We start from the raw sequence: 23,427 nt of genomic DNA, 5'->3' as shown, positions 1-23,427 counted from the left end.
GATAATATGATTAAGTATATTTTAGGTACAAAGGGTTCAGGAAAGACAAGATGGTTAATTAATAATGCAAATGAAGATTTTAAAAGCGGAAATGGAAACATTGCTTTTGTAGAAGTTGATGATGATCATATTTTTAGTCTTGATTATAATGTAAGGCTTATAAATGCAACAGATTATAGATTAAATAATGTTGAGTCTTTCTATGGATTTATTTGTGGTCTAATGGCAATGGATTATGATCTTCAAAAGATTTATATTGATGGAATATATAAAGTTTTAAAATTAAATATTGAAGACCTTGAGTTTATTAAAAATAAACTTGAAAAAGTTAAAGACATAGAGAATAGAGAAATTTACATTAATGTTGATTATGTACTAAGCGATATTCCGGAGTCTTTAAAAGAAAATTCTTTAGAAGTAACTCCACAATAAGGTGATATTATTGGGAAATAAAAATTTTGTAAGAATTGTTGCCATAATACTTGTATTGGTTATGGTTGTACCATTTTTATTTCAAGTTTTGAATTAGAAAGGTGTAAAAATTGGATTCTATTAGAAAAAAAGGATTGTTTGAAAAATTTTTTGAACATAGATCTTTTTTGATAATGCAATATACTAATGGAGATATAACTAAGCGTGAATTTCTGCAATATAATTATGACTATTTTTTATCTATAAATGCAAAACCTTTTCTAAAGTTAGATTCTTATGAAAAGGGAATGTATAACTATCAGTATTATAATGGAATGGCTAAATATTATAGAATGCTTGCTAATGAAGTTAGAAATACTAAAAAACATGCAAAATATTATAACTATTATCTGAATATGGGAAATAAATATTACCATGAAAAAGATGAGTGTGTATTATCTATTTTAAAAATTCAAAATTTTGAAAATATTAATAGTTATTATATAAAATGTAATTCAAATTCATTAAAAAATAATTTATATGAGATAGTATTGGAAGATAAAAAAGAAGCTATATTTCACTCTAAAGCAAAATGGTTATTAGATGTTTTAAGGGAAAATGAAGTATTTCATGATGATGTTAGAATTTCCTTAATTGAAAATTATATAAATGAGAAGTATTAAAAGCTTAAGTTCATTTGAACTTAAGCTTTTAATATATAGAAAACTTCATGTCAATGTTATATTTAGTGATATAAATAATTTAAATAAATTCCTTAACACATATTGTATATTTTACTTAAATAGTATACTATATATAGTGTATTATTTAATCGGAGGAGTAAGGTAAATGTTTAATATAAAAAAAAGAGATGGCAGATTAGTTGAATTTGATAGGAATAAAATTGAAAAAGCTATTTTAAAAGCGTATAAATCATTGGATAGAGAGCCTGATGAAAATGTAATAAATGAAATGGCATGTTCAGTTGAAAATCTTTTATTGAATAAATTTCCATCAAATCATATAGCTACTGTTGAGGAAATTCAAGATTTAGTAGAAATTACTTTAATAGAAAACAGACAATATGAAGTTGTTAAGTCATATATATTATATAGAGCTCAGCATACTATGAATAGAAAAATAATTGAAAAGTTTTCAGAGTATATAACAGATAACAATGTAATAGATATTATAAGAGATATACAAAATGATTTTGATAGAACTCATTATGATATAGAACAATTATTTTTAAAATGGAACTCATTTTTAAAAAAAGATATGACTCAGAGACAATATCTTTTAGCGATTATTAAGGCTGCTGCAGAACTTACAAGTAAAGAATCTCCTAATTGGGAGTATATATCTGCAAGATTTATGGTATATGATAATAATTCCTCTATAAAACAAAATTCAGAAAAGAGAGGAATTAAGAATTTTTACGATAAAATAAAAACTCTTACTGATGAAGGACTTTATGGAGATTATATATTAAAAGAATATACCGAAGAAGATATAAATGAATTAGAGGTATATATGGATTCAAGCAGAGATAAATTATTTAATTATTCTGGACTTGATTTGATAGTTAAGCGCTATTTAATTCGTGATAGTGAAGGGAATGTGCTTGAAAATATTCAAGAAATGTTTATGGGAATTTCAATGCATCTTGCAATTCCTGAAGGAAATAATAAAGTGTCATTTGCAAAGAAACTATATGATATTTTATCTACTCTTAAAATAACAGTGGCAACACCTACTATGAGTAATGCCAGAAAACCATATCATCAATTGTCATCATGTTTTATTGATATAGTACCTGATTCTTTGACTGGAATATATAGAACGATAGATAATTTTGCACAAGTTTCAAAACATGGAGGAGGAATGGGGATATATTTTGGGAAAGTAAGATCTCAAGGTTCTGATATAAGAGGATTTAAAGGAGTTGCAGGAGGAGTTGTAAGATGGATAAGGCTTACAAATGATACTGCTGTGGCTGTAGATCAGCTTGGAGTGAGACAAGGTTCTGTTGCGGTTTATCTTGATGTTTGGCATAAGGATATGCCTGAATTTTTGCAATTAAGAACAAATAATGGAGATGATAGACAAAAGGCTCATGATGTATTTCCTGCTGTTTCATATCCGGATTTATTTTGGAGACTTGCAAAAAATAATATCGAGGCAACTTGGTATTTATTTGACCCGCATGAAATTGAGCAGATTATGGGATATAAGCTTGAAGATTACTATGGAGATGAGTGGGAAAAAAGATATTATGAATGTGTAAATAATAATAAGCTGTCAAGAAGAACTATTTCAGTTAAAGATATGATAAGATTAATTATAGTTTCACTCACAGAGACAGGAACGCCGTTTACATTTAATAGAGATGCAGCAAATAAAGCTAATCCTAATAAACATGTTGGTATGATATATTCGTCAAATTTATGTACAGAAATTATGCAGAATATGAAGGCTATAGAGACTATGGATACTAGAATAGAAGAAATTAATAAAGATTCCTATATTACAAAAGTTACTAAAGCGGGAGATTTTGTAGTATGTAATTTAGCATCTTTAGTTCTTGGAAATATAAATTTAGAAGATGAGAAAGAGCTTGAAAATATAGTATCTATTACAGTTAGAGCACTGGATAATGTCATCGATTTGAATTATTATCCTGTTCCCTATGCTGAAATTACAAATCAAAAATATAGAGCAATAGGGCTTGGTACATCAGGTTATCACCATGCACTTGTACAGAGAGGAATAATGTTTTCGTCAGAAGAGCATTTAGAATTTATGGATAAAATTTATGAGAATATAAATTATTTTGCAATAAAAGCAAGTAGTGAAATAGCAAAAGAAAAAGGAGCTTATAAATATTTTAATGGATCTGAATGGGAGAGTGGAGAGTACTTTAGAAGAAGAGATTATTCTTCAAATAGGTGGAAAGATTTACAAGAATCTGTAAGAGTAAATGGACTTAGAAATGCTTATTTGATGGCAATAGCACCTACAGGATCAACATCTATAATTGCAGGAACATCTGCAGGAGTAGATCCGGTTATGAAAAGATATTTTTTAGAAGAAAAAAAAGGTTCAATAATACCAAGAGTTGCACCTGGACTTAATGCTAAAACATTTTGGAATTATGAAAATGCACATGAAGTAGATCAGGATTGGATAATAAGAGCTGCATCAATCAGACAAAGGCATATAGATCAAGGGCAATCTGTGAATTTGTATATAACAACAGATTATACAATGAGAAAAATTTTAAATTTATTAATTTCGGCTAATGAAATGGGGATAAAATCAATTTATTATGTGAGAGGCAAATCATTGGAAGTAGAAGAGTGTGATACATGTTCTGCATAGGAGGATATAATGGAAATTAATAGGAAAGCTTTATTTAATGAACGCGGAGATGTTGAGTTGACAAAAAGAAAGATGATTAATGGCAACACAACAAATTTAAATGACTTTAATAATATAAAATATACTTGGGTTTCAGATATGTATAGAACTATGATGAATAACTTTTGGATTCCTGAGGAAATAAATATGAATCAAGATATTAAAGATTATAGAAATCTTGATTTTCATGAAAAAAAAGCGTACGATAAAATACTATCATTTTTAATATTTCTTGATAGTATACAAACAGCAAATTTACCTAATATAAGTGACTATACAACAGCAAATGAAGTTAATTTAATACTTACAATTCAAGCATATCAAGAAGCTATACACTCTCAGTCATATTCATATATACTTGATACAATTGCATCGCCTGAAGAAAGAACTGAAATACTATATCAATGGAGAGATGATGAGCATTTATTAAACAGAAATAAGTTTATTGGAAATATTTATAATGATTTTGTAGAAAATCATACTAAAGAAACGTATATGAAAACTGTAATGGGAAATTATATACTTGAAGGAATTTATTTTTATTCTGGGTTTATGTTTTTCTATAATTTAGGTCGTATGGGAAAAATGCCCGGAACAGTTCAAGAAATTAGATATATAAATCGTGATGAAAATACACATTTATGGTTATTTAGAAACATAATACAAGAATTAAAAAAAGAGGAAGTAGAATTATTTACTGAAGAAAGAATAAATGAGTATAAATGCATGCTAATGGAAGGAGTTCGTCAAGAAATTGAATGGGGACAGTATGTAATAGGAGATAATATTCAAGGTATTACAGCACAAATGGTAAAAGATTATATAGAATATCTTGGGAATTTAAGGTCTAGAAGTATTGGGTTTGGTAATTTGTTCGACAGGAATATTGAAGAGCCAAATTCGATGAAATGGGTTTCTGAATATTCCAATCCAAATGAAATAAAGACAGATTTTTTTGAAGGAAAAGTATCAGCATATTCTAAATCTTCAGTATTTGAGGATGATTTATAAGATAAAAAATGAGATTTATGATTATCATAAATCTCATTTTAAATTATTTATCTTCTAAAAGAGCTTCTCCTATTTTATATACATCACCTGCGCCCATTGTAACAGCCATATCATTTTCTTTTAAATTTTTCTTTAAATATTCACAAACATCACTAAAGTTTTTTAAATAAAAAGCATTTCCCCCATTAGAGTTTATTGCATCACATAAAGTTTTTGAGTGAATATCTCCGTAATCTTTTTCTCTTGCAGCATAGATATCAGTAATTATAACAACATCTGCATTGTTAAATGATTTTGAAAAACTATCAAGTAACAATTTTGTTCTAGTAAAAGTATGCGGTTGGAAAATACAATATAAAGAGCCTTTACATGAATTTTTTAAAGCATTAAGAGATGCTTTTATTTCAGTAGGGTGGTGCGCGTAGTCATCTTCTATAATTGCATCATTATATTTACCTTTATATTCTAATCTTCGATGTACTCCTTTATATATTTTAATTCCATTAATAGCATCTTTGAATGATACTCCATTTTCAACGGAGGCAGCAATTGCTGCCAAGGAGTTAGATACATTATGATTACCCATGATTGAAAGTTCTACATTACCTATAAACTTTTCATTATAATATAAATCATAAGACGGATAACCATCTAAAGAATAAGTTATGTTTTTAGCATTATAATTTGCGGGAGATTTTGTAGAAAATGTAATTACATTTTCTTTTTTGTCATTTAATAGCATTTTTGAATTTTCGTCATCAAGATTTAATATTAATTTATCATTTGAATTTAAATTATTTACAAATCCCTTAAATGTTTTAATAATATGTTCGATATTATCGAAATAATCCAAGTGATCCTCATCAATATTTAATACCACAGCCGTAGTAGGAAAGTATTTTAATACATTGGCTTTATACTCACATGCTTCAGTTAAAAATAATTTTTTATCTCCTATTTTTACATTACCGTTAATATCATCTAATTGACCACCCAATAATATGGTTGGATTTGAATTAAGATTTTTTATGATTTCAGTAACCATTGACGTAGTTGTAGTTTTTCCGTGAGTTCCTGAAATTGCTATTGATGTATCATAATTTTTCATAAGAGCTCCAAGGAAAGAAGCTCTGTCTATAATATCAATTTTAAGCTTTATAGCGGCCTTTAATTCTTCGTTTTCAATATTAATGGCATCAGTATATACAACTAAATCTACCCCTCTTAAATTATCAGCGGAGTGGGAGTTATATATTTTGGCTCCATTATTTTCAAGTTTTTTAGTTATAATGCTTTCTTTATGATCTGAACCTGAAACTACATATCCTTCATTTAGCATTATTTCAGCTAAACCGCTCATTGATATTCCACCAATTCCTATAAAGTGAATATGTCTATATTTATGTTTATTTATTATAAAATCAAACATTTTTTCCCCCAAAAATAAAATTTAATGTTTTTATTATATCATATATAAAAACCATATACCATAATTATCAAATGAACAATTTTAACAAAAAGATTGTTAAAAAAAAAACTATACTATATTTTAATATATTATTATAGTATAATAGTAATCACACAATAGAAAGGGTGAGTTACAATTGAAAATTACAGACGTACGTATTAGAAAATTACCAGATGAAGACAAAATGAAGGCTATAGTATCGGTTACATTTGATAATGAAATAGTAATCCATGACATAAAGATAATTGAAGGTACAGAATCATTATTTATAGCTATGCCGAGCAGAAAGCTTCCAAACGGAGAATTTAGAGATATTGCACATCCGATTAATGCTGAAGCAAGAAAAGCTATTGAAGAAGCTGTTTTTGCTAAATATGAGGAAATTGTAAATCAACCTTCAGAAGTATAAGAAGGACTTATATTCTTTTAGGATAAAAATAAACCATCTTTCACAAAAGATGGTTTATTTTTATCCTAATTCTTTTTTATATTCATTTGGAGTTAGTCCCATATATTTTTTAAATGTAGTTGAAAAATGTGATTGAGAAGAAAATCCACAATCAAAAGAAATAAATTCAAATGTTTTTTTATTTTCTTCAATTAATGTTTTTGCTTTATTTACTCTTTGTAGATTTATATATTCACAAAATTTATAGCCTGTTTTTGTTTTAAATAGATGACATAAGTAATTTCTTGATATATGAAGCTTATTCGCAACAGTTTGTAATGTTATTTTCTTATTATAGTTTTTATTTATATAATCAAGAGCTTTTTCGATTAATTCATGGTCATTTTGATTAAGTTCAGATGAAAACTTATTTGTATAACCTTTTAATATAATTTCACCAAGTTCAATTAATACATGGATATTATTTTCTGAGTAAATATATCTTTCGTTCTGAAGTGCAAAAACCTCCAAATCTTTGTTATATTCAACTAAAAAATAAGTATATAAAAACATATTTAAATGTACTAAATATTCCTTAGCAGTTTGATTTGAACTAATAAATTTTTTAACATCACTATGATAAATATCAAGAGCTTTATTGAAAGTACTAGATTTTAATTGACTTGCTAGTGATAGATGATTTAGCATTTAACCACTCCTTTATTTTAAAATAATTATTATAATTTTATTAAAAAATTAATATATCACTTATATTATAATGTAATAGAAAATGATAGTCAATATCAAAACATAATATTTATAGGAGGATTCAAATGAGTAAGGTAAATGTAATTTATTGGAGTGGAACAGGTAATACAGAAGCGATGGCTAATGCAATTGTTAAGGGAGCACAAGATGCAGGTGCTGAAGTAAAGCTTATACCTGTAGGGGAAGCTACTGAAGATGATGTAAAAGAAGTTAATAATGTTGCTTTTGGTTGTCCGGCTATGGGAGCAGAAGAATTAGAAGAAACAGAAATGAGACCTTTTATGGATAAAGTAAACCCTCTTCTTTCAGGAAAGAATGTTGTTATTTTTGGTTCATATGAGTGGGCTGATGGAGAATGGATGAGATTGTGGCAAGAAGAAATTGAAGCTACAGGTTGCAAATTAATCGCCGATGGATTTGCTGCATATGACAATCCTGATGAAGATGCTATTGAAGAATGTGAAGCATTAGGTAAAGAATTAGCTAACGCTTAATTTAAAATGTATAAAAAAGATTTTTTAAATTTTTATATTTTTCTTGAGCAATATGATGATTTAAATTTTTTAATAGCTATGCTTAAATTTAATACAGCACCAACAAGAGCTAAGTTAAAGTTAGGAACTATGGTTAATTTAACTGATTCTAAAAGGAAACTAAAAATGTTATGGAAAGCAAATCGACAATATTTTTCAGAAATATTGAATCTTGATTTTGTTGAACTTAGAGAAAATGAAAAATCTGTCTTAGTATATTTTTATGATAAAAAAAGATTAAAAAATAAACTTAAAGAAGATAAAATAACTAAATTTTTGAAGGATTTTGAATATTCTAAGTGTGGTAACTATAAAGATTATTTAGAACATTTGAAAAATAGATTTTTAGAAAATGACAGTTGTCCAAATGAAATAGGAATTTTTTTAGGATATCCTTTAAGGGATGTATATAAATTTCATTGCAAAAATTGTAAGTGCAAATTAACCGGTTATTGGAAATGTTATACTAATGTTGATTCTTCAAAAAGAGCGTTTGAAAGATATGATAGAGAAAAATTGAAAACAATAGAAAAAATTTATTTGGAGAATGCTATTTAGCATTCTCTTTTAATTTTACAAAATTTATTTTTATAGTAAAATATATATAAGGAGATGATTGTGTGGTATTAAAAGTATTGAGAAACGAAATGAAAAAAAATAAAATTGATTGTTATATTATTCCTACGCTTGATCCTCATAGTTCCGAATATTTACCTGATTATTATAAAGAAAGGCAATTTGTAACAGGATTCACCGGTTCTGCAGGTACTGCTGTTGTTACAAATAGTGATGCATTTTTATGGACAGATGGAAGATATTTCATTCAAGCAGAGTCTCAAATTAAAGATAATGGTTTTAAACTTATGAAGATTGGGATTGAAGGATATCCAACAATTATAGAATGGTTATCTGATAATTTAAAATCAGGATCAGTTTTAGGATTAAATGCAAAGTACTATTTACAAAGTGATTTTGAAAATTTAGAGTTAAAACTTAATAAGAATAATATAAGTATTATTGATATTGACTTAATCAAAGACATATGGCAAGATAGAATTTCTTTACCTAATTCAAAAGTTTTTATTCATGAACATAAATATAGCGGAAGAACATCAGAACAGAAAATAGAAGATGTAAGAAAAGTGTTATCAGAAAATAATGCGAATTTAACTATAATATCAAAGCTTGATGATATAGCTTGGTTATTTAATATAAGATGTAATGATATAGAACATACCCCGGTTGTTATTTCATACGCTATTGTTGAAATGGAAAAAGTTTATATATTCATCAATAAGGATAAATTGGATGATAATGTGATTAAGTATTTATCTTCATTTAGTGAAATAATAAATTATGATGATGTATTTGAGCATGTAAAAAAATATTTTGAAACAAATATTTATATAGATAAAAGTTCAATTAATCATAAATTATTTAGTGAAATAAATGAATCTAACAATGTCATTTCAGGGGATGATTTAATAGAAGGATTAAAAACAGTAAAAAATCCTATAGAAATTCAAAATATAAAAAATGCTCATATAAGAGATGGAGTTGCATTAACTAAATTTATTTATTGGATAAAAAGAATAGTAAAAGATGAAATTATAACAGAATATGAAGCGGCTCAAAAGCTCAGAAAGTTTAGGGAGGAGCAAGCTCTATTTACAGATGAAAGTTTTGAAACTATATCTGCATATGGTAAAAATGCAGCGATGATGCATTATAGTGCAAGTGAGGAAAAAGCATCCGTTATTGAAAATAAAGGCTTTTTACTTGTAGATTCCGGAGCTCAATATTTGGATGGGACTACAGATATAACAAGAACTATAGCTGTAGGGGAATTAACTGATGAAGAAATCACAGATTTCACATATGTTCTAAAATCACACTTTGTATTATCAAGTGCAGTTTTTTTGAAGGGAACTAAAGATTCAGCATTAGATGCGATTGCAAGATATCCGTTATGGAAAATCCATAGTGATTATAAGTGTGGAACAGGGCATGGAGTAGGATATTTTTTAGGAGTACATGAAAATCCACCATGGCTTAGTCCAAGAGCTTTAGGCAGTGAAATTAAAGAAGGAATGATTTTTTCTGATGAACCGGGGGTATATAAAGAAGGAAAATTTGGAATTAGAACAGAAAATATTTTAGAAGTAGTTAAAGATATTGAAAATGAAAGTGGAATATTTCTTAAGTTTAATTTAATTTCTTTTGCACCGATAGAACGAGAAGCAATTAATGTTAATCTTTTAGATGATTTTGAGTTAAAAGCTCTCAATGAATATCATAAGGAAGTTTATGAAAAAATATCACCATTTTTAAATTCTGAAGAAAGATCATGGTTATATGAAGTTACCAAAGAGATGAGCAAATAGGAGATAAAAATTTGAAGGATATTGAAGAAAGATTAAAACAACTCCCGGATCAGCCGGGAGTATATATTATGAAGGATATTAATGATAATATAATATATGTTGGAAAGGCAAAATCTTTGAGAAAAAGAATTAGACAATACTTTAGTAGTTATGGGAATTCTAATGTAAAAGTTAAGACAATGGTTTCCAATATAAATGACTTTGAATATATTATTGTTGAAAATGAAATAGAATCATTAATTCTTGAGAGTAATCTAATTAAAGATAATCATCCTAAATATAATATAGTTTTAAGAGATGATAAACAATATCCATATATAAAAATAACAATAAATGAAAGATTTCCAAGAGTTTTGAGAACGAGATTAATTTTAAACGATGGTGCTAAATATTTTGGACCATATCCTGCAGCAAGTGCTGTAAATGAAGCTATAGATATATTTGAAAGATTATTTAAACTTAGAACATGTTCATTAAATTTGGAAAAAAATAATATTAGATATAGACCATGTCTCAATTATTTTATTGGAAAATGTCTTGCACCGTGTCATGAAAATGTAGACGAGGATAAATATAATGACATTATAAATGAAATTACAGAATTCTTATCAGGTAAAAGTAAAAATATAATTCATATTCTTGAAGAAAATATGAATATGGAATCAAAAAAATTAAATTTTGAAGTTGCTGCTAATTTTAGAGATGGCATAAAAGCTCTTGAAATATTAAATGAAAAACAGATTATTAGTAATACGGATTTTAGTGAAAACAGGGATGTAATAGGAGTAGCAAGGGGTATAGAGCAAATATTGGTTCAGATTTTCTTTATACGAGCAGGAAAAATAATAGGAAGGGAACACTATATTATAAAGGACTATTTAAATAATGATATAGAAAGTATTTTAAATGCTTTTATAAAACAATTTTATAGTGGAGTTGCATTTATTCCAAGAGAAATAGTTGTAGAAAGTGAGCCTTACGATAAAGATGTTTTAGAATCTTATTTGTCTGATAAAAGAAGTGGAAAAGTAAGCATAATTTCTCCAAAAAGAGGAGATAAGAAAGATCTTGTAATTATGGCTAAAAAAAATGCACTTGATATGATCAGTAAATACGAAGATAACTATAGTGAAAAGATTAAAAAAAATACTTATGCCCTCAAAGAAATTCAAAATTTATTAGAATTAGAAGTATTTCCGAAAAGAATAGAATCATATGATATTTCTAATATTTCAGGTGTACAAAGTGTAGCTTCTATGGTTGTATTTGAAGATGGAATTGCTAAAAAAAGTGATTATAGAAAGTTTAAAATCCAATCTGTAGTAGGCCCAGATGACTATGCTTCAATGAAAGAGGTTCTTAACAGAAGATTTATAAGGGGAATTGATGAAAAAAATAAAAATATAGTTTCATCGTTTTCTAATTTTCCGGATTTAATAATGCTTGACGGGGGTAAAGGACAAGTAAATATTGTACTTGAAATACTTTTAAATTTAGGTATTAATATACCTGTTTGCGGATTAGTTAAAGATGAATTCCACACAACGAGAGGAATAATATATAATAATAGAGAGTTTAATTTAAAGATTAATTCCAATGGTTATAGAATGATATATAAAATTCAGGAAGAAGTGCATAGATTTGCAATAAATTATCATAGATTGTTGAGAAGTAAGAATTTATTTAAATCTGAGCTTGATTTAATAGATAATATTGGTAAAAAAAGAAAAGAATATTTAATGCAACATTTTAAATCATTGGATAAAATAAAGAATGCAGAATTAGATGAACTTTTGGAAGTTAAAGGTATAAATTCTAAAGCTGCAAATTCTATATATTTGTATTTTCACGGAGGAGAACATGGAAGGAATTAAACTAAAAAAGATAGTTGAAGATTTAAATCTTCAAAAAATTTTTTTAGCAAATAATTATGAAAATGTAAGTATTTTGACTGCTAATTTAAATAGACCCGGATTGCAATTAGCGGGTTATTATAATAAATTTGATTCTGATAGACTTCAAATTTTGGGAGAACAGGAGTGGACTTATATTGATGAAATGGAATTGGAAAAGAGATATAAGTCACTAAAAAAACTTTTTGAGTATAATATTCCGGCACTTATATTTTCAGGAAATAATTGGATTCATGATGAAGTTATAGAACTTGCCAAAATAAATAATGTATCTATTTTAAGAACTACTGATTCATTTATAAAATTTGCCGGAAGATTTCAAAGTTATATAGAAATTGAATTGGCTCCAACTATCAGAAAGCATGCTGTTCTTTTAGATGTTTATGGAGTTGGAGTTTTGATAACAGGTAAATCTGGGATAGGAAAGTCGGAAACGGCATTAGATTTAATCTCAAAAGGTTCAAAATTAATATCAGATGATTCTGTTATTATAAAAAAAATTGATGACAGATTAATTGGAAAATCTCCAAGTATAACCAAGCATTTTATGGAAATAAGAGGTGTTGGAATAATAGATATACAACGAATTTTTGGAATAGGTTATGTAATGGAAAGTAAAGAAATAGAAATGATAGTTAATTTGGAAAATTGGGATGATTCTAAAGAATATGATAGACTTGGGATTGATAATAATTACGAAGAAATACTTGGTAAAAAAATACCTATATTTAGTATTCCTGTAAAACCAGGGCGACATATATCTTTGATAGTAGAAGTTGCAACAAAAAATTTTAAGCAAAAAGAAATGGGTTATAATCCAGCTTATGAATTAAATAAGAGAATATTACAATCATCTAAAAAATAGCCATATATATGGCTATTTTTTGTATTTTAGTATAGCATAAGTAGCTTTAGTAAATGTAGATGCAGCAACTATTCCTATTGCAAGAGAAGCAGCTATATAAAAAGTTTTAATTGCTTCCATTTTAAAAGAAGGGTAATTTTGATATATTAAATAGTACATAGAATAGTACATTCCTGCACCTGGAACTAGAGGAATAAGTCCCGGCAAAATAAATATTGTAGCCGGATTTTTCATGATTCTAGCTGCAGATTCTCCTATTAATCCAAGAATGAATGCAGATGTAAAACCTGCTAAGAAATAATCTTGATATTTTATAACAATTATTTTGTATATAAGCCAAGATATTCCGCTAAAAAAGCATGAAATGGGTATTGCCCGTTTTGGACAATTAAAATAAAATGTAAACCCCATGGTTGTAAAAGCAGCTATCAAAAATTGAATTATATAATACATAGATATCACCTAAAAAATTTTAATACAACACCAACACCTAATGCGATAGATAGAGCTAAAAAAATTGCTTTTGTTAGTCCCATTAAACCGGATAAAAAATCTCCATTCATTATATCTCTTACTGCATTGGTTGCTGATACTCCTGGAACTAAGATCATTATAGCACTTATTATAATCATATCACTATTGTCGCTAAATCCAAAATTAGTTGCAAAAACAGCTAATATTGATGCTACAAAAGCTCCTATAAAATTATTTATTACAAATGAAAAATTAAAAAAGCAAAGTTTATTAAATGTAAAAGACATTATACCTGTTATTATAAAAGTTGAAAAAAAATCTTTTATATTTCCTCCGAAAAGAAGAGAGAAAAATGCAGCAGCCCACGCTGCAGATAAATTTTTTTTCCATTCTTTCATAGGAGATTCATTTTCTATATTTTTTAAAATATTCATACCTTTTTCATATGATATATTTTCTTTTACAAATTTTCTTGAAAAGCTATTTATTTTATCTATTTTGTTAAGATTGGTTGCTGAACTATGTACCTTTTTAAATATGGTTACAATTTCTCCCTCAAATTCAATGGAAACAAATATACCGGAAGGAAGTACATAAGCATCTGCAGAACTCACATTTTCCATAGAGTCACAAATTCTTTGAACAGTGTCTTCTGCTCTATAAATTTCCGCACCATACATAATTAGAAGTTGTCCTGAATAAATAGCTAAATTCAACAGTCTTTTTGCATCATTTAGATCTTTTAAAACGCGTTCCATAAAATTCTCCTTTCAATTCTAAATTATACTATTTATTCGCCATTTTAACAATTGAATTAATTGAAACAATTACGTTCAAATGATATAATGATATAGTATAAAATGAGATGAGGTGGTAGTATGGAAAAACCTATAGTTTCAATAATTGGAACGCCTAATGTAGGTAAATCCACACTTTTTAATAAAATAGTAGGGAAAAAAATTTCTATAACAGAAGATACTCCGGGTGTTACAAGAGATAGAATATATTCTGATGCAACATGGCTTAATAAACAATTTTTACTTGTAGATACAGGCGGACTTGATTTGAAAGATGAGGATATTTTTATGTCAAGTATAAAAGCTCAAGTTGATCTTGCATTAGATATGAGTGATGTAATAATATTTTTGACAGATGGAATAAAAGGTGTATCTTCAAATGATTTGGAAATATCAAATTATTTGAGAAAATCTAATAAAAAAATTATATTGGCTGTAAATAAATTTGATTCTAAGGATGCTAAAAATAATTATTATGATTTTTTTGAGTTGGGGTTAGGTACTCCAATTACTATAAGTTCTGAGCAAGGAAGTGGAGTTGGAGATTTATTAGATGAGGTTATCGTTGATTTCAAAGACCAAGAAGACGACTTCTTCGATGATGATATTAGAGTTACTTTTATAGGAAAGCCTAATGTGGGAAAGTCTTCATTAATTAATCGTATACTGGGAGAAGAAAGGGTTATAGTTACTGATATTCCTGGAACTACAAGAGATGCAATAGATTCAAAATTCAATTTTAATGGAGAAAATTATGTTTTCGTTGATACAGCAGGACTTAGAAAAAAGAAGAAAATATACGAAAATATAGAGAGATATTCTGTTATTAGAACTTTGACTGCAATAGAGAGAGCGAGTGTATGCGTACTTGTAATTGACGCTTATGAAGGAGTGTCTGAACAAGATTCTAAAATAGTAGGATATGCTCATGATAACAATAAGGCTATAATAGTTGCTGTAAATAAATGGGATTTGATAGAAAAAGATAATTCTACTATGAAAAAATTTGAGTCTGATATTAGGAAAAGACTTCCATTTATAAATTATGCTCCAATATTATTTATATCTGCACAAACCGGTCAACGTGTGGATAAATTACTTGAAATGATTTCATTAGTTAACAATAATTATAATCACAGGATAAAAACAGGAGTTTTAAATGATATTTTAAATAGAGCCGTACTTATGAATCAACCGCCGTCAGATAAGGGTAAAAGGGGAAAATTATACTATGGCTCACAAGTTTCTGTAAGGCCTCCAAAATTTTTGATTTCTGTTAACGATAAGGATTTATTTCATTTTTCATATGTAAGATATTTAGAAAATCAAATTAGAGATGCATATAGTTTTGATGGAGTGCCATTAGTTTTATTGTTAAAAAATAGAGGCGAAAGAGAATGACAGTTTTAATAACTATAATAATTTCTTATTTAGTAGGTTCAATATCAGGTTCTTATATAATCGGAAAAGTTTTTTTAAATAAGGATGTTAGAAAATATGGAAGTGGAAACGCAGGTACCACAAATGCAATTAGAGTATTTGGAATAAAATGGGGAATAATAACATTTCTTATAGATTTTTTAAAAGGAATAATAATAGTACTATTATCAAAAAATATATTTAAAGTTAATGAAACATTAGTTTTAATAAATATATTGTTTGGTATAGTGGGACATGATTATCCATTTTATATGAGGTTTAAAGGCGGTAAAGGGGTTGCTACAACTCTTGGTGCTTTATTAATTATGAATTTTCAACTAACATTTTTTTGTTTTTTGATATGGATATTTGTTACAATGGCAAGTAAAATGGTATCATTGGGTTCTATATTCTTTTTTGTAAGTATAATAGTATTATTTTTGTCGTTATCTTCTTATAATAACCTTGGTTTATCTATAATTTTTATTATAGGATTATTGGGGATATACAAACATAGATCAAATATAAAAAGAATTATAAATGGAACTGAAAATAAAATAGGAGCTGTAAAAAAATGAACATAGCAATTCTTGGTGGAGGAAGCTGGGGGACTGCAATATCAAGGCTGTTGTCAAATAAAGGATATAATATTAAATTTTATGTTAGAAATAATGATACAGTTTTAGATATAAATAATAATCATAGAAATTCAAAATATTTACCTAATATAGAAATAAAAAATGTAAAAGCATCATCAAATTTAAATGAATGTATAAATGATACTGAAATTATAATTATGGCTGTTCCTTCTCATAGTTTTAGAAAAGTTTTAATTGAAGTTAAAAAGAAGGTTGGAAATCAGATAATAGTTAATCTATCTAAAGGGATAGAAATTGATAGTTTAAAACGAATGTCTGAAATATCTAAGGAAATTTTACCGAATAATTCATATGTATGTTTATCGGGGCCTTCTCATGCTGAAGAAGTAGGATTAGACATTCCAACAACAGTAACAGTTGCATCTGAAGATATTAATGCTGCAAAAACTATTCAAAAAATATTTGCTACAGATAATTTTAGAGTTTATACAAATTCTGATTTAATAGGAGTAGAAATTGGAGGAGCATTAAAAAACATCATTGCATTAGCTGCGGGAATGAGTGATGGTCTAAAATATGGAGATAATACAAAAGCTGCATTAGTAACTCGAGGAATATATGAAATGAGTAAACTTGGAATGGCCTTAGGAGCAAATCCTCAAACTTTTAATGGACTTTCAGGAATAGGAGATTTAATAGTTACATGTACAAGTATGCATTCAAGGAATAGAAGAGCAGGAATACTTATAGGAGAAGGAAATAGTTCGGAAGAAGCTTGTAAAATAGTAGGACAAGTTGTTGAAGGAATAAAAACTACAAAATCAGCATATGAATTGTCTAAAAAATATAACGTGAACATGCCTATAACTCATAAATTATATGAAGTATTATACAGTGGCTTAGATCCTAGGGAAGCTGTTTTGAATTTGATGACGCGTGAATACAAAGAAGAAATTGAAGAAATTTTTTTTAATTGAAGAATGGATTTATTTTTATTTGTGTTATACTTAATATTATAATCGGGTGATATTTTTGAGAATTAAAAAAAATAAAAAGGAACTCTTTTTTAGAAAGAGAATAATTTTTGTTTTAATTTTTTTAATATTTCTATTTTTTTTATCTAGAGCATTTTCAGGAAAAATATATAGAAGTTATAAGACTGTTTTTCCTACATATACTAATTATAGAAAAAATTTAGAAGTAGTTGGTTTTAATATATTAGACGAGAAGGTATATTCTGCTGGAGATGATGGTATTTCACTTTTTAATGCAAGTGAAGGGCAAAAAGTTCCTGTAGGCTTTGAAATAGCAAGCATAAATTTAATGAATGATACATCTGGACTTAAAGATGAGCTTATCAAAGTTAATGCAGCATTAAATTATAAACTCAATAGTAGCAATAATTCGGAAAACTCTATTAGTGACTTTAATGTGGAAAAGCTTCAAAATGATTTAAAACAAAACAAATTTTCAAGTGCAATAGCTGATATTAATGATATAGATTTAAATTCAAAAGACAATATAAGTATATCTGAGCTTACTGAACTTATGAAGTTTACACAAGAAGAACTTGCTGAAAAAAAACAGCAACTACTTTTGAGTATTTCAAAAAGTAATATAGAATATACATCAGACTTTAGTGGAATAGTTTCTTATAAAATTGATGGACTTGAAAGTTATTATACAATTGATAATTTAGAAAAAATTAATTATGCATATTTGCAGAAATATAATAAAGTAACTAAATTTGAGAGTAGAAGTCAAGTAAAAAAAGGAGATAAATTGTTTAAATTAATAAATAATTTATCTTATTATTTAGCTTTAAAAATTGAAGATAATAAAAAGATAGATAAATTTAAAGTTGGAGATACTTTGAGTTTAAAATTTAATTTTGAAACACTAAAGGGAAAAATTATTAAAATTGAAAAAGAAAATAATAAATCGGTAATAATTTTATCTATGTCTGATATGTTTAATTCAATTTACTCTGACAGAATAAATAATTTTAAAATAATTCTTGTAGATAAGAAATGTTTTGAAATTCCAAAAAGTGCCATTGTAAAAAGAAATAATCTGTTTGGTGTCTATGTTCAAGAAATTCATGGATTAGTTAGATTTATACCTATAATCGTTATTTCTCCAACTCAGGATTACAGTTATGTATCTAAAGGAGATAAAAATGGATATATTACTATAGGAGATAAGTCATATAGAACAATTTCAATAAATGATGCAATAATAGTTAATCCAAAACAAATAGATGAATCTCAAATTTTAAATTAATAGAGGTGATGAAATGTCAATAAAAGATAATTATGAATTTATATTAACTGAAATAGAAAATTCAAGGAAAGTTTCTATCACTGGAGAAGAAGTAAAATTAATAGCAGTTTCTAAGATGCGAACAATAGATGAAATGAAAGAAGCTTATAATTTAGGCATTAGAGATTTTGGAGAAAATAAAGTTCAAGAATTAAAAGAAAAATTTTTAAATTTTGATGATATAAATTTCCATATGATTGGAAATTTACAGACAAATAAGGTAAAATATATATATGATAAAGTTACTTTGATTCAATCTCTCGATAGAAAGAGTTTATTAGAAGAAATTAATAAAAGAGCAGATATCAAAAATATAGATGTAGACTGCTTAGTTGAGATTAATATAGCTGAAGAAAGTCAAAAAGGTGGTGTTCCATATACCGAAGCTTTAAATTTTATAGAAACATGTATAGATTATAAAAATATAAAAATTAAAGGTATTATGACTGTAGCTCCAGATACTTCAGATAAATTATTTTTGAGAGAATGTTTTAAAAAAATGTTCATTTTGAAAGAAAAAATTATAAAGTTAAATTATGATGAAGTTGAAATGAAATATCTTTCAATGGGAATGAGCGGAGATTATAAAATAGCCATAGAAGAGGGTTCAAATATGGTTAGAATAGGAACAAGTATATTTGGAAAAAGAAATTATAAATAGGAGGATTATATTATGGCAGATATAATGAATAAGGTAAAAAAAGTTTTTGGATTTTCTGAAGAGTATGATTATGATGATTATGAAGAAGAAACATATCATGAAGAGGTTGCAGATATAAAAGAAACAGCACCTAAAATTACTAGAAGTAAAAGAAATTCTAATGTTTTGAATTTAAATGCTTCTGATATGATTATAACAGTTCATGAACCACTTTCTTATGATGAATCTCCTAATATCGTAGATGATCTTAGAGAACATAAGTCTGTAGTTCTTAATTTTGAACAACTTGATATTGATGTTAAAAGACAAATATTTGATTTTGTAAGTGGAGCTTTATATGCTCTTGATGGTAAAATTCAAAAAGTAAATAAAGATATATTTGTTCTTGCACCAAGTAATGTTGAAATTGATGGGTTAAAGGAAGAACTTAAAAGTACTGGAATGTTTCCTTGGTAATGAAAATAGATAGAAATGCTATTTTAAATAGTGTTGACGAGGATAAACTTTTTGAGATAAGGAAAGTTATTGATAAAATTGAGATATCTGCTAATCGTCATAGTATACAATCAACAGATTTTTTAGATCCTTATGAGCGTAAAATAGTAATTTCAATTTTAAATAAGTTTGATGATATATCGTATAGCATTGATGGAGGATATAGTAATTCTGAACGAGCTGTTATATATATTTTTCCAAATTATATGTATGATATTGATTTTGATGATGTAGAAGTTTTAAGCTTTAAAAATAATTTTGAATTTACGCATAAAGACGTGCTTGGAAGTATTTTATCTTTAGGCATTGATAGAAGAAAAGTTGGAGATATAGTATTCAATTCTAATTATTGTCACATTTTTGTAAAATCAGAAATATTTAAATATTTAAGATTTAATTTAGGAAAAGTAAAAAGAAATAATATAAAATTTGAAAAGGCAGAATTTATTGAACCGACTTTAACATACGATGAATATACTTTTATTATTTCATCACTTAGATTAGATACATTTCTTAGCTCAGTTTTAAAATTATCAAGAACTGCTGCTTCAAATTTAATTGAATCAGATAAGGTGAAAGTAAATTTCAGGAAAGAAAGTAAGGGTTCTAATAAAGTTAATATTGGAGATTTAATTTCAGTTAGGGGATTTGGTAGAATATTTTTCGACAATATAGAAGGATATACAAGAAAAGATAGATATATAGTTAAGGTAAAAATCCCAAAATGAAAATTTTGGGATTATTCATTGGAGGCATAATGGGAGTTATAATTTTTTCATTTTTTTTGTTTATAATAGATCAATTGTCAAAATATTTTGTAGTTAATTTTTTAAAAGATAAACCGCCACTGGTAGTTATAAAAAATTTTCTTAATTTTTTCTATTTAGAAAATAGAGGAGCTGCATTTGGAATAATGCAAGACAAAGGGATATTTTTCACAATTATTACGGTTATTGTAGTATGCGTTTTAACAGGAATATTATTTAAAAATTATAATAATAAAAGCAAACCTTTAAAATTTGCTGTTGCTTTAATTTTAGGAGGAACAATAGGGAATTTTGTAGACAGGATAAGACTTAAATATGTTATAGATTTTATAAGTGTAAAAATATTTAATTATGATTTTGCCGTATTTAATTTAGCCGACTCTTTTATAGTTATTGGTACTATTATTTTAGTTATAATTATATTATTATATGAAAATCCTAAGAGGAAATAGTATGGTTAAAGTCAATTATGTATGTGAATCAGATAATATTAGAATAGATAGATATTTGGTAGAAAAACTTAATATAAACAGATCGCAAATTAAGAAATATATAGATTTCGGAAACATATTAATAAATAATTCTGTTGTAAAAGCAGGATATATGACAAAAATAGGAGATATAATCGATGTTTCATATGAAGATGAAATTCTTTTGTTACCGGAAGAAATAGATTTTAAAATAATTTATGAAGATGAACATATTGCCGTTATTTCAAAACCTCAAAATTTAGTCGTTCATCCCGGATCTGGAAATTATAATCATACTTTAGTTAATGGATTGTTATTTAAATTTAAAAATCTTTCAAATTGTGGAGATAAATTAAGACCTGGAATAGTTCATAGATTAGATAAAGACACAAGTGGACTTATGATAATTGCAAAAACAAATTTAGCATATTTGAAATTAGTTAAAGATTTTAAAGAATCTAAAATAAGAAAAACATATATAGCTGTAGTAGAAGGAAAAACAGATGAGTTTGGAATAATTAATGAACCTATAGGAAGAGATCCTAAAAATAGAAAAAAAATGGCTGTTATATATGAAAATTCTAAAAATGCAATAACCGAATATAAAAAAATTAGAGAATTTAATAATTTCAGTTTAATTTCTATTAATATTCTTACCGGAAGAACTCATCAAATAAGAGTTCATTTAAGCTATATAAAGCATCCGGTATTAGGAGATTTGACATATGGTAATAAAAATAAATATAAAATTGATAAACAGATGTTACATGCATATAGATTGAAATTTAATCATCCAATAACGGGAGAAGAGTTAAGTTTTGAAGATGATATTCCAAATAGATTTGTAAAATTTTTAAGTAGGAAAGACATATGAAAAATATAATAATGGATGAGATGGCTATAAAAAGAGCTATTTCAAGAATATCCAATGAAATTATCGAAAAAAATAAAGGTACAGAAGACTTAATTTTAATAGGCGTAATAAGAAGAGGAGAAGACATAGCAAAAAGAATTTCAAAAAAAATTTTTGAAATAGAAAATAGAAAAATAGATGTTTATCCTATAGATGTAACCAATTTTAGAGATGATATTGAAGCATCGGCAAAAATTAATAATAATTTTTTTATACCGGTTAATGGCAAAAAAATTATTTTGGTAGATGATGTTTTATTTACTGGAAGAACTGTTAGGGCTGCTATTGACGCAATATTATCTAAAGGACGTCCTAAAAAAATAGAACTAGTTTCATTTATTGATAGGGGGCATAGGGAGCTTCCCATAAGGCCGGATTTTATAGGTAAAAATTTACCTACATCCATGTCTGAAAAGGTAGTTGTTAATATCATTGAGGTTGATCATATAGATCAAGTATATATAGAAAAAATATAAATAATAATAAGATTGTCCTTGACAATTATTTTACTTTGGTTTAATATAATAAAAAATAAGAAATTGTTGATTAGAAAATAGTAGCTATTGAAGAATTTTTGTAGAGAGTCAGTGTTTGGTGCAAACTGATAAAATTGCTTTAGTGAATGGGTCTATGAATGCGAGGCGAATTATAGTAGCTGAGACGGTTCTCCCGTTATAGAGATAGAATATGTTAGTATTCGAATGAGATATATCTTTTTGATATAAAAAGGATGGTACCGTGAATTGTCATTTGCTCCTTTAAGGGCAAATGATTTTTTTATTTTCAGGCAACTTTTTCTAAAAAAGAAAGGAATAAGAAGATATGAAAACAAAAAATTTAACTATTGCAGCTGTGCTTTTAGCACTTGGAAGTATATTGCATATGATAGTTCCGGGGATAATAAATGGAATGAAACCAGATTTTTTATTATTGATGATGTTTATTTCTATATTATTTAATTTAGAGATAAGATCGGTTTTTACAATAGGATTTGTTGCTGGTATTATTGCAGCAATGACTACTACATTTCCATTTGGGCAGATACCGTCAATTTTAGATAAACTAGGTTCAAGTTTATTAGTTTATGTTATGTTTAATTTAGCATTAAAAAAATATAAAATTAATAATATTATTATGTTTATAATATGTTTTTTAGGAAGTATTTTTAGCGGTTTTATATTTTTATATTCAGCTTTAATTATTTCAGGATTACCTGAGGGTGCTACCTTATCTTTATTAATGGTTTTGGTTGTATTTCCAACGTCGTTATTTACAGGTGTATTTGGAATTATATTTTATAATATTATGAATTTTACTAATAAAAAACATTTAATGGTATAAAAAAANAG

Annotated in this window: 25 protein-coding genes; 21 read left to right on the top strand and 4 right to left on the bottom strand. The window is 26.7% G+C overall.

Annotation, left to right across the window (positions count from 1 at the left end; translation table 11 throughout):
• Nucleotides 1-6 precede the first annotated feature (6 nt).
• From HMPREF0629_RS05030 to HMPREF0629_RS05015, 4 genes are all read left to right on the top strand, one after another.
• Nucleotides 7-432 (top strand): hypothetical protein, encoded by a 426-nt coding sequence (locus tag HMPREF0629_RS05030; protein WP_009222268.1) that lies wholly within the window; start codon nt 7-9, stop codon nt 430-432.
• Nucleotides 433-542: 110 nt separating this feature from the next.
• Complete coding sequence (locus tag HMPREF0629_RS05025) at nt 543-1,094, top strand: DUF6648 family protein (protein WP_009222267.1); 552 nt, start codon at nt 543-545, stop codon at nt 1,092-1,094.
• Nucleotides 1,095-1,260: 166 nt separating this feature from the next.
• The gene (locus tag HMPREF0629_RS05020; protein WP_009222266.1) at nt 1,261-3,792 is read left to right on the top strand and encodes a ribonucleoside-diphosphate reductase subunit alpha; all 2,532 of its coding nucleotides are present in this window, start codon (nt 1,261-1,263) and stop codon (nt 3,790-3,792) included.
• A gap of 9 nt (nt 3,793-3,801) precedes the next feature.
• Nucleotides 3,802-4,842, top strand: a complete 1,041-nt coding sequence (locus HMPREF0629_RS05015) for a ribonucleotide-diphosphate reductase subunit beta (RefSeq protein WP_009222265.1) — start codon at nt 3,802-3,804, stop codon at nt 4,840-4,842.
• A 43-nt stretch (nt 4,843-4,885) separates the two neighbouring features.
• On the opposite strand, the gene murC is transcribed toward HMPREF0629_RS05015, so the two are convergent.
• Nucleotides 4,886-6,271, bottom strand: a complete 1,386-nt coding sequence (murC, locus tag HMPREF0629_RS05010) for a UDP-N-acetylmuramate--L-alanine ligase (protein ID WP_039856656.1) — start codon at nt 6,269-6,271, stop codon at nt 4,886-4,888.
• Nucleotides 6,272-6,446: 175 nt separating this feature from the next.
• Here murC and spoVG point away from each other — a divergent pair, with 175 nt between their 5' ends.
• Complete coding sequence (gene spoVG / locus HMPREF0629_RS05005) at nt 6,447-6,719, top strand: septation regulator SpoVG (RefSeq protein WP_009222263.1); 273 nt, start codon at nt 6,447-6,449, stop codon at nt 6,717-6,719.
• A 60-nt stretch (nt 6,720-6,779) separates the two neighbouring features.
• Here the strand turns inward: spoVG and HMPREF0629_RS05000 are convergent, their stop codons facing one another.
• Nucleotides 6,780-7,406, bottom strand: a complete 627-nt coding sequence (locus HMPREF0629_RS05000; RefSeq protein WP_039856655.1) for an AraC family transcriptional regulator — start codon at nt 7,404-7,406, stop codon at nt 6,780-6,782.
• A 125-nt stretch (nt 7,407-7,531) separates the two neighbouring features.
• Between HMPREF0629_RS05000 and HMPREF0629_RS04995 the strand changes: the two genes are divergently transcribed.
• The 5 genes from HMPREF0629_RS04995 (at nt 7,532) to hprK (ending at nt 13,161) form a co-directional block, all read left to right on the top strand.
• Nucleotides 7,532-7,960 (top strand): flavodoxin, encoded by a 429-nt coding sequence (locus tag HMPREF0629_RS04995; RefSeq protein ID WP_009222262.1) that lies wholly within the window; start codon nt 7,532-7,534, stop codon nt 7,958-7,960.
• Nucleotides 7,961-7,966: 6 nt separating this feature from the next.
• Nucleotides 7,967-8,557 (top strand): DUF3793 family protein, encoded by a 591-nt coding sequence (locus HMPREF0629_RS04990; RefSeq protein WP_009222261.1) that lies wholly within the window; start codon nt 7,967-7,969, stop codon nt 8,555-8,557.
• Between the two features lie 62 nt (nt 8,558-8,619).
• Entirely contained in the window at nt 8,620-10,383 is a 1,764-nt protein-coding gene (locus HMPREF0629_RS04985) for an aminopeptidase P family protein (protein ID WP_009222260.1), read from the top strand.
• Between the two features lie 11 nt (nt 10,384-10,394).
• Complete coding sequence (gene uvrC, locus HMPREF0629_RS04980) at nt 10,395-12,257, top strand: excinuclease ABC subunit UvrC (RefSeq protein ID WP_039856654.1); 1,863 nt, start codon at nt 10,395-10,397, stop codon at nt 12,255-12,257.
• Entirely contained in the window at nt 12,244-13,161 is a 918-nt protein-coding gene (gene hprK, locus HMPREF0629_RS04975; protein WP_039856652.1) for an HPr(Ser) kinase/phosphatase, read from the top strand. The genes uvrC and hprK overlap by 14 nt, the downstream gene beginning before the upstream one ends.
• A 12-nt stretch (nt 13,162-13,173) precedes the next feature.
• Here the strand turns inward: hprK and HMPREF0629_RS04970 are convergent, their stop codons facing one another.
• Entirely contained in the window at nt 13,174-13,614 is a 441-nt protein-coding gene (locus HMPREF0629_RS04970) for a threonine/serine exporter family protein (RefSeq protein ID WP_009222257.1), read from the bottom strand.
• A 5-nt stretch (nt 13,615-13,619) separates the two neighbouring features.
• The gene (locus HMPREF0629_RS04965) at nt 13,620-14,393 is read right to left on the bottom strand and encodes a threonine/serine exporter ThrE family protein (RefSeq protein ID WP_009222256.1); all 774 of its coding nucleotides are present in this window, start codon (nt 14,391-14,393) and stop codon (nt 13,620-13,622) included.
• A 120-nt stretch (nt 14,394-14,513) separates the two neighbouring features.
• Between HMPREF0629_RS04965 and der the strand changes: the two genes are divergently transcribed.
• The 11 genes from der (at nt 14,514) to HMPREF0629_RS04910 (ending at nt 23,419) form a co-directional block, all read left to right on the top strand.
• The gene (gene der, locus HMPREF0629_RS04960; RefSeq protein WP_009222255.1) at nt 14,514-15,833 is read left to right on the top strand and encodes a ribosome biogenesis GTPase Der; all 1,320 of its coding nucleotides are present in this window, start codon (nt 14,514-14,516) and stop codon (nt 15,831-15,833) included.
• Nucleotides 15,830-16,429, top strand: a complete 600-nt coding sequence (gene plsY / locus HMPREF0629_RS04955) for a glycerol-3-phosphate 1-O-acyltransferase PlsY (RefSeq protein WP_009222254.1) — start codon at nt 15,830-15,832, stop codon at nt 16,427-16,429. Before der ends, plsY begins: the two co-directional genes overlap by 4 nt.
• Nucleotides 16,426-17,427, top strand: a complete 1,002-nt coding sequence (locus tag HMPREF0629_RS04950) for an NAD(P)H-dependent glycerol-3-phosphate dehydrogenase (protein WP_009222253.1) — start codon at nt 16,426-16,428, stop codon at nt 17,425-17,427. The genes plsY and HMPREF0629_RS04950 overlap by 4 nt, the downstream gene beginning before the upstream one ends.
• 55 nt (nt 17,428-17,482) lie before the next feature.
• Nucleotides 17,483-18,733, top strand: a complete 1,251-nt coding sequence (locus HMPREF0629_RS04945) for an HlyD family efflux transporter periplasmic adaptor subunit (RefSeq protein ID WP_039856651.1) — start codon at nt 17,483-17,485, stop codon at nt 18,731-18,733.
• A 13-nt stretch (nt 18,734-18,746) separates the two neighbouring features.
• Nucleotides 18,747-19,433 carry a YggS family pyridoxal phosphate-dependent enzyme gene (locus HMPREF0629_RS04940; RefSeq protein ID WP_009222251.1) on the top strand — a complete coding sequence of 229 codons (687 nt, stop codon included), beginning with the start codon at nt 18,747-18,749 and terminating at the stop codon, nt 19,431-19,433.
• Nucleotides 19,434-19,445: 12 nt separating this feature from the next.
• Nucleotides 19,446-19,889 (top strand): cell division protein SepF, encoded by a 444-nt coding sequence (locus HMPREF0629_RS04935; protein ID WP_009222250.1) that lies wholly within the window; start codon nt 19,446-19,448, stop codon nt 19,887-19,889.
• The gene (locus tag HMPREF0629_RS04930; RefSeq protein ID WP_039856650.1) at nt 19,889-20,656 is read left to right on the top strand and encodes an RNA-binding protein; all 768 of its coding nucleotides are present in this window, start codon (nt 19,889-19,891) and stop codon (nt 20,654-20,656) included. Before HMPREF0629_RS04935 ends, HMPREF0629_RS04930 begins: the two co-directional genes overlap by 1 nt.
• A gap of 29 nt (nt 20,657-20,685) precedes the next feature.
• Entirely contained in the window at nt 20,686-21,147 is a 462-nt protein-coding gene (gene lspA, locus HMPREF0629_RS04925; protein ID WP_039856649.1) for a signal peptidase II, read from the top strand.
• A 1-nt stretch (nt 21,148) separates the two neighbouring features.
• Nucleotides 21,149-22,039 (top strand): RluA family pseudouridine synthase, encoded by an 891-nt coding sequence (locus HMPREF0629_RS04920; protein ID WP_039856648.1) that lies wholly within the window; start codon nt 21,149-21,151, stop codon nt 22,037-22,039.
• Nucleotides 22,036-22,554 carry a bifunctional pyr operon transcriptional regulator/uracil phosphoribosyltransferase PyrR gene (pyrR, locus tag HMPREF0629_RS04915; protein ID WP_009222246.1) on the top strand — a complete coding sequence of 173 codons (519 nt, stop codon included), beginning with the start codon at nt 22,036-22,038 and terminating at the stop codon, nt 22,552-22,554. Before HMPREF0629_RS04920 ends, pyrR begins: the two co-directional genes overlap by 4 nt.
• Nucleotides 22,555-22,900: 346 nt before the next feature.
• On the top strand, nt 22,901-23,419 hold the full coding sequence (locus HMPREF0629_RS04910; RefSeq protein WP_009222245.1) for a tryptophan transporter: 519 nt from the start codon (nt 22,901-22,903) through the stop codon (nt 23,417-23,419).
• Nucleotides 23,420-23,427 lie beyond the last annotated feature (8 nt).

The sequence above is a fragment of the Peptoniphilus sp. oral taxon 386 str. F0131 genome, assembly GCF_000090945.1.
In the GTDB taxonomy this organism is placed as follows: domain Bacteria; phylum Bacillota; class Clostridia; order Tissierellales; family Peptoniphilaceae; genus Anaerosphaera; species Anaerosphaera mikwangii.
Note: the sequence above shows the minus strand (reverse complement) of the source record. Positions and strands in the feature narration are given on the sequence as shown.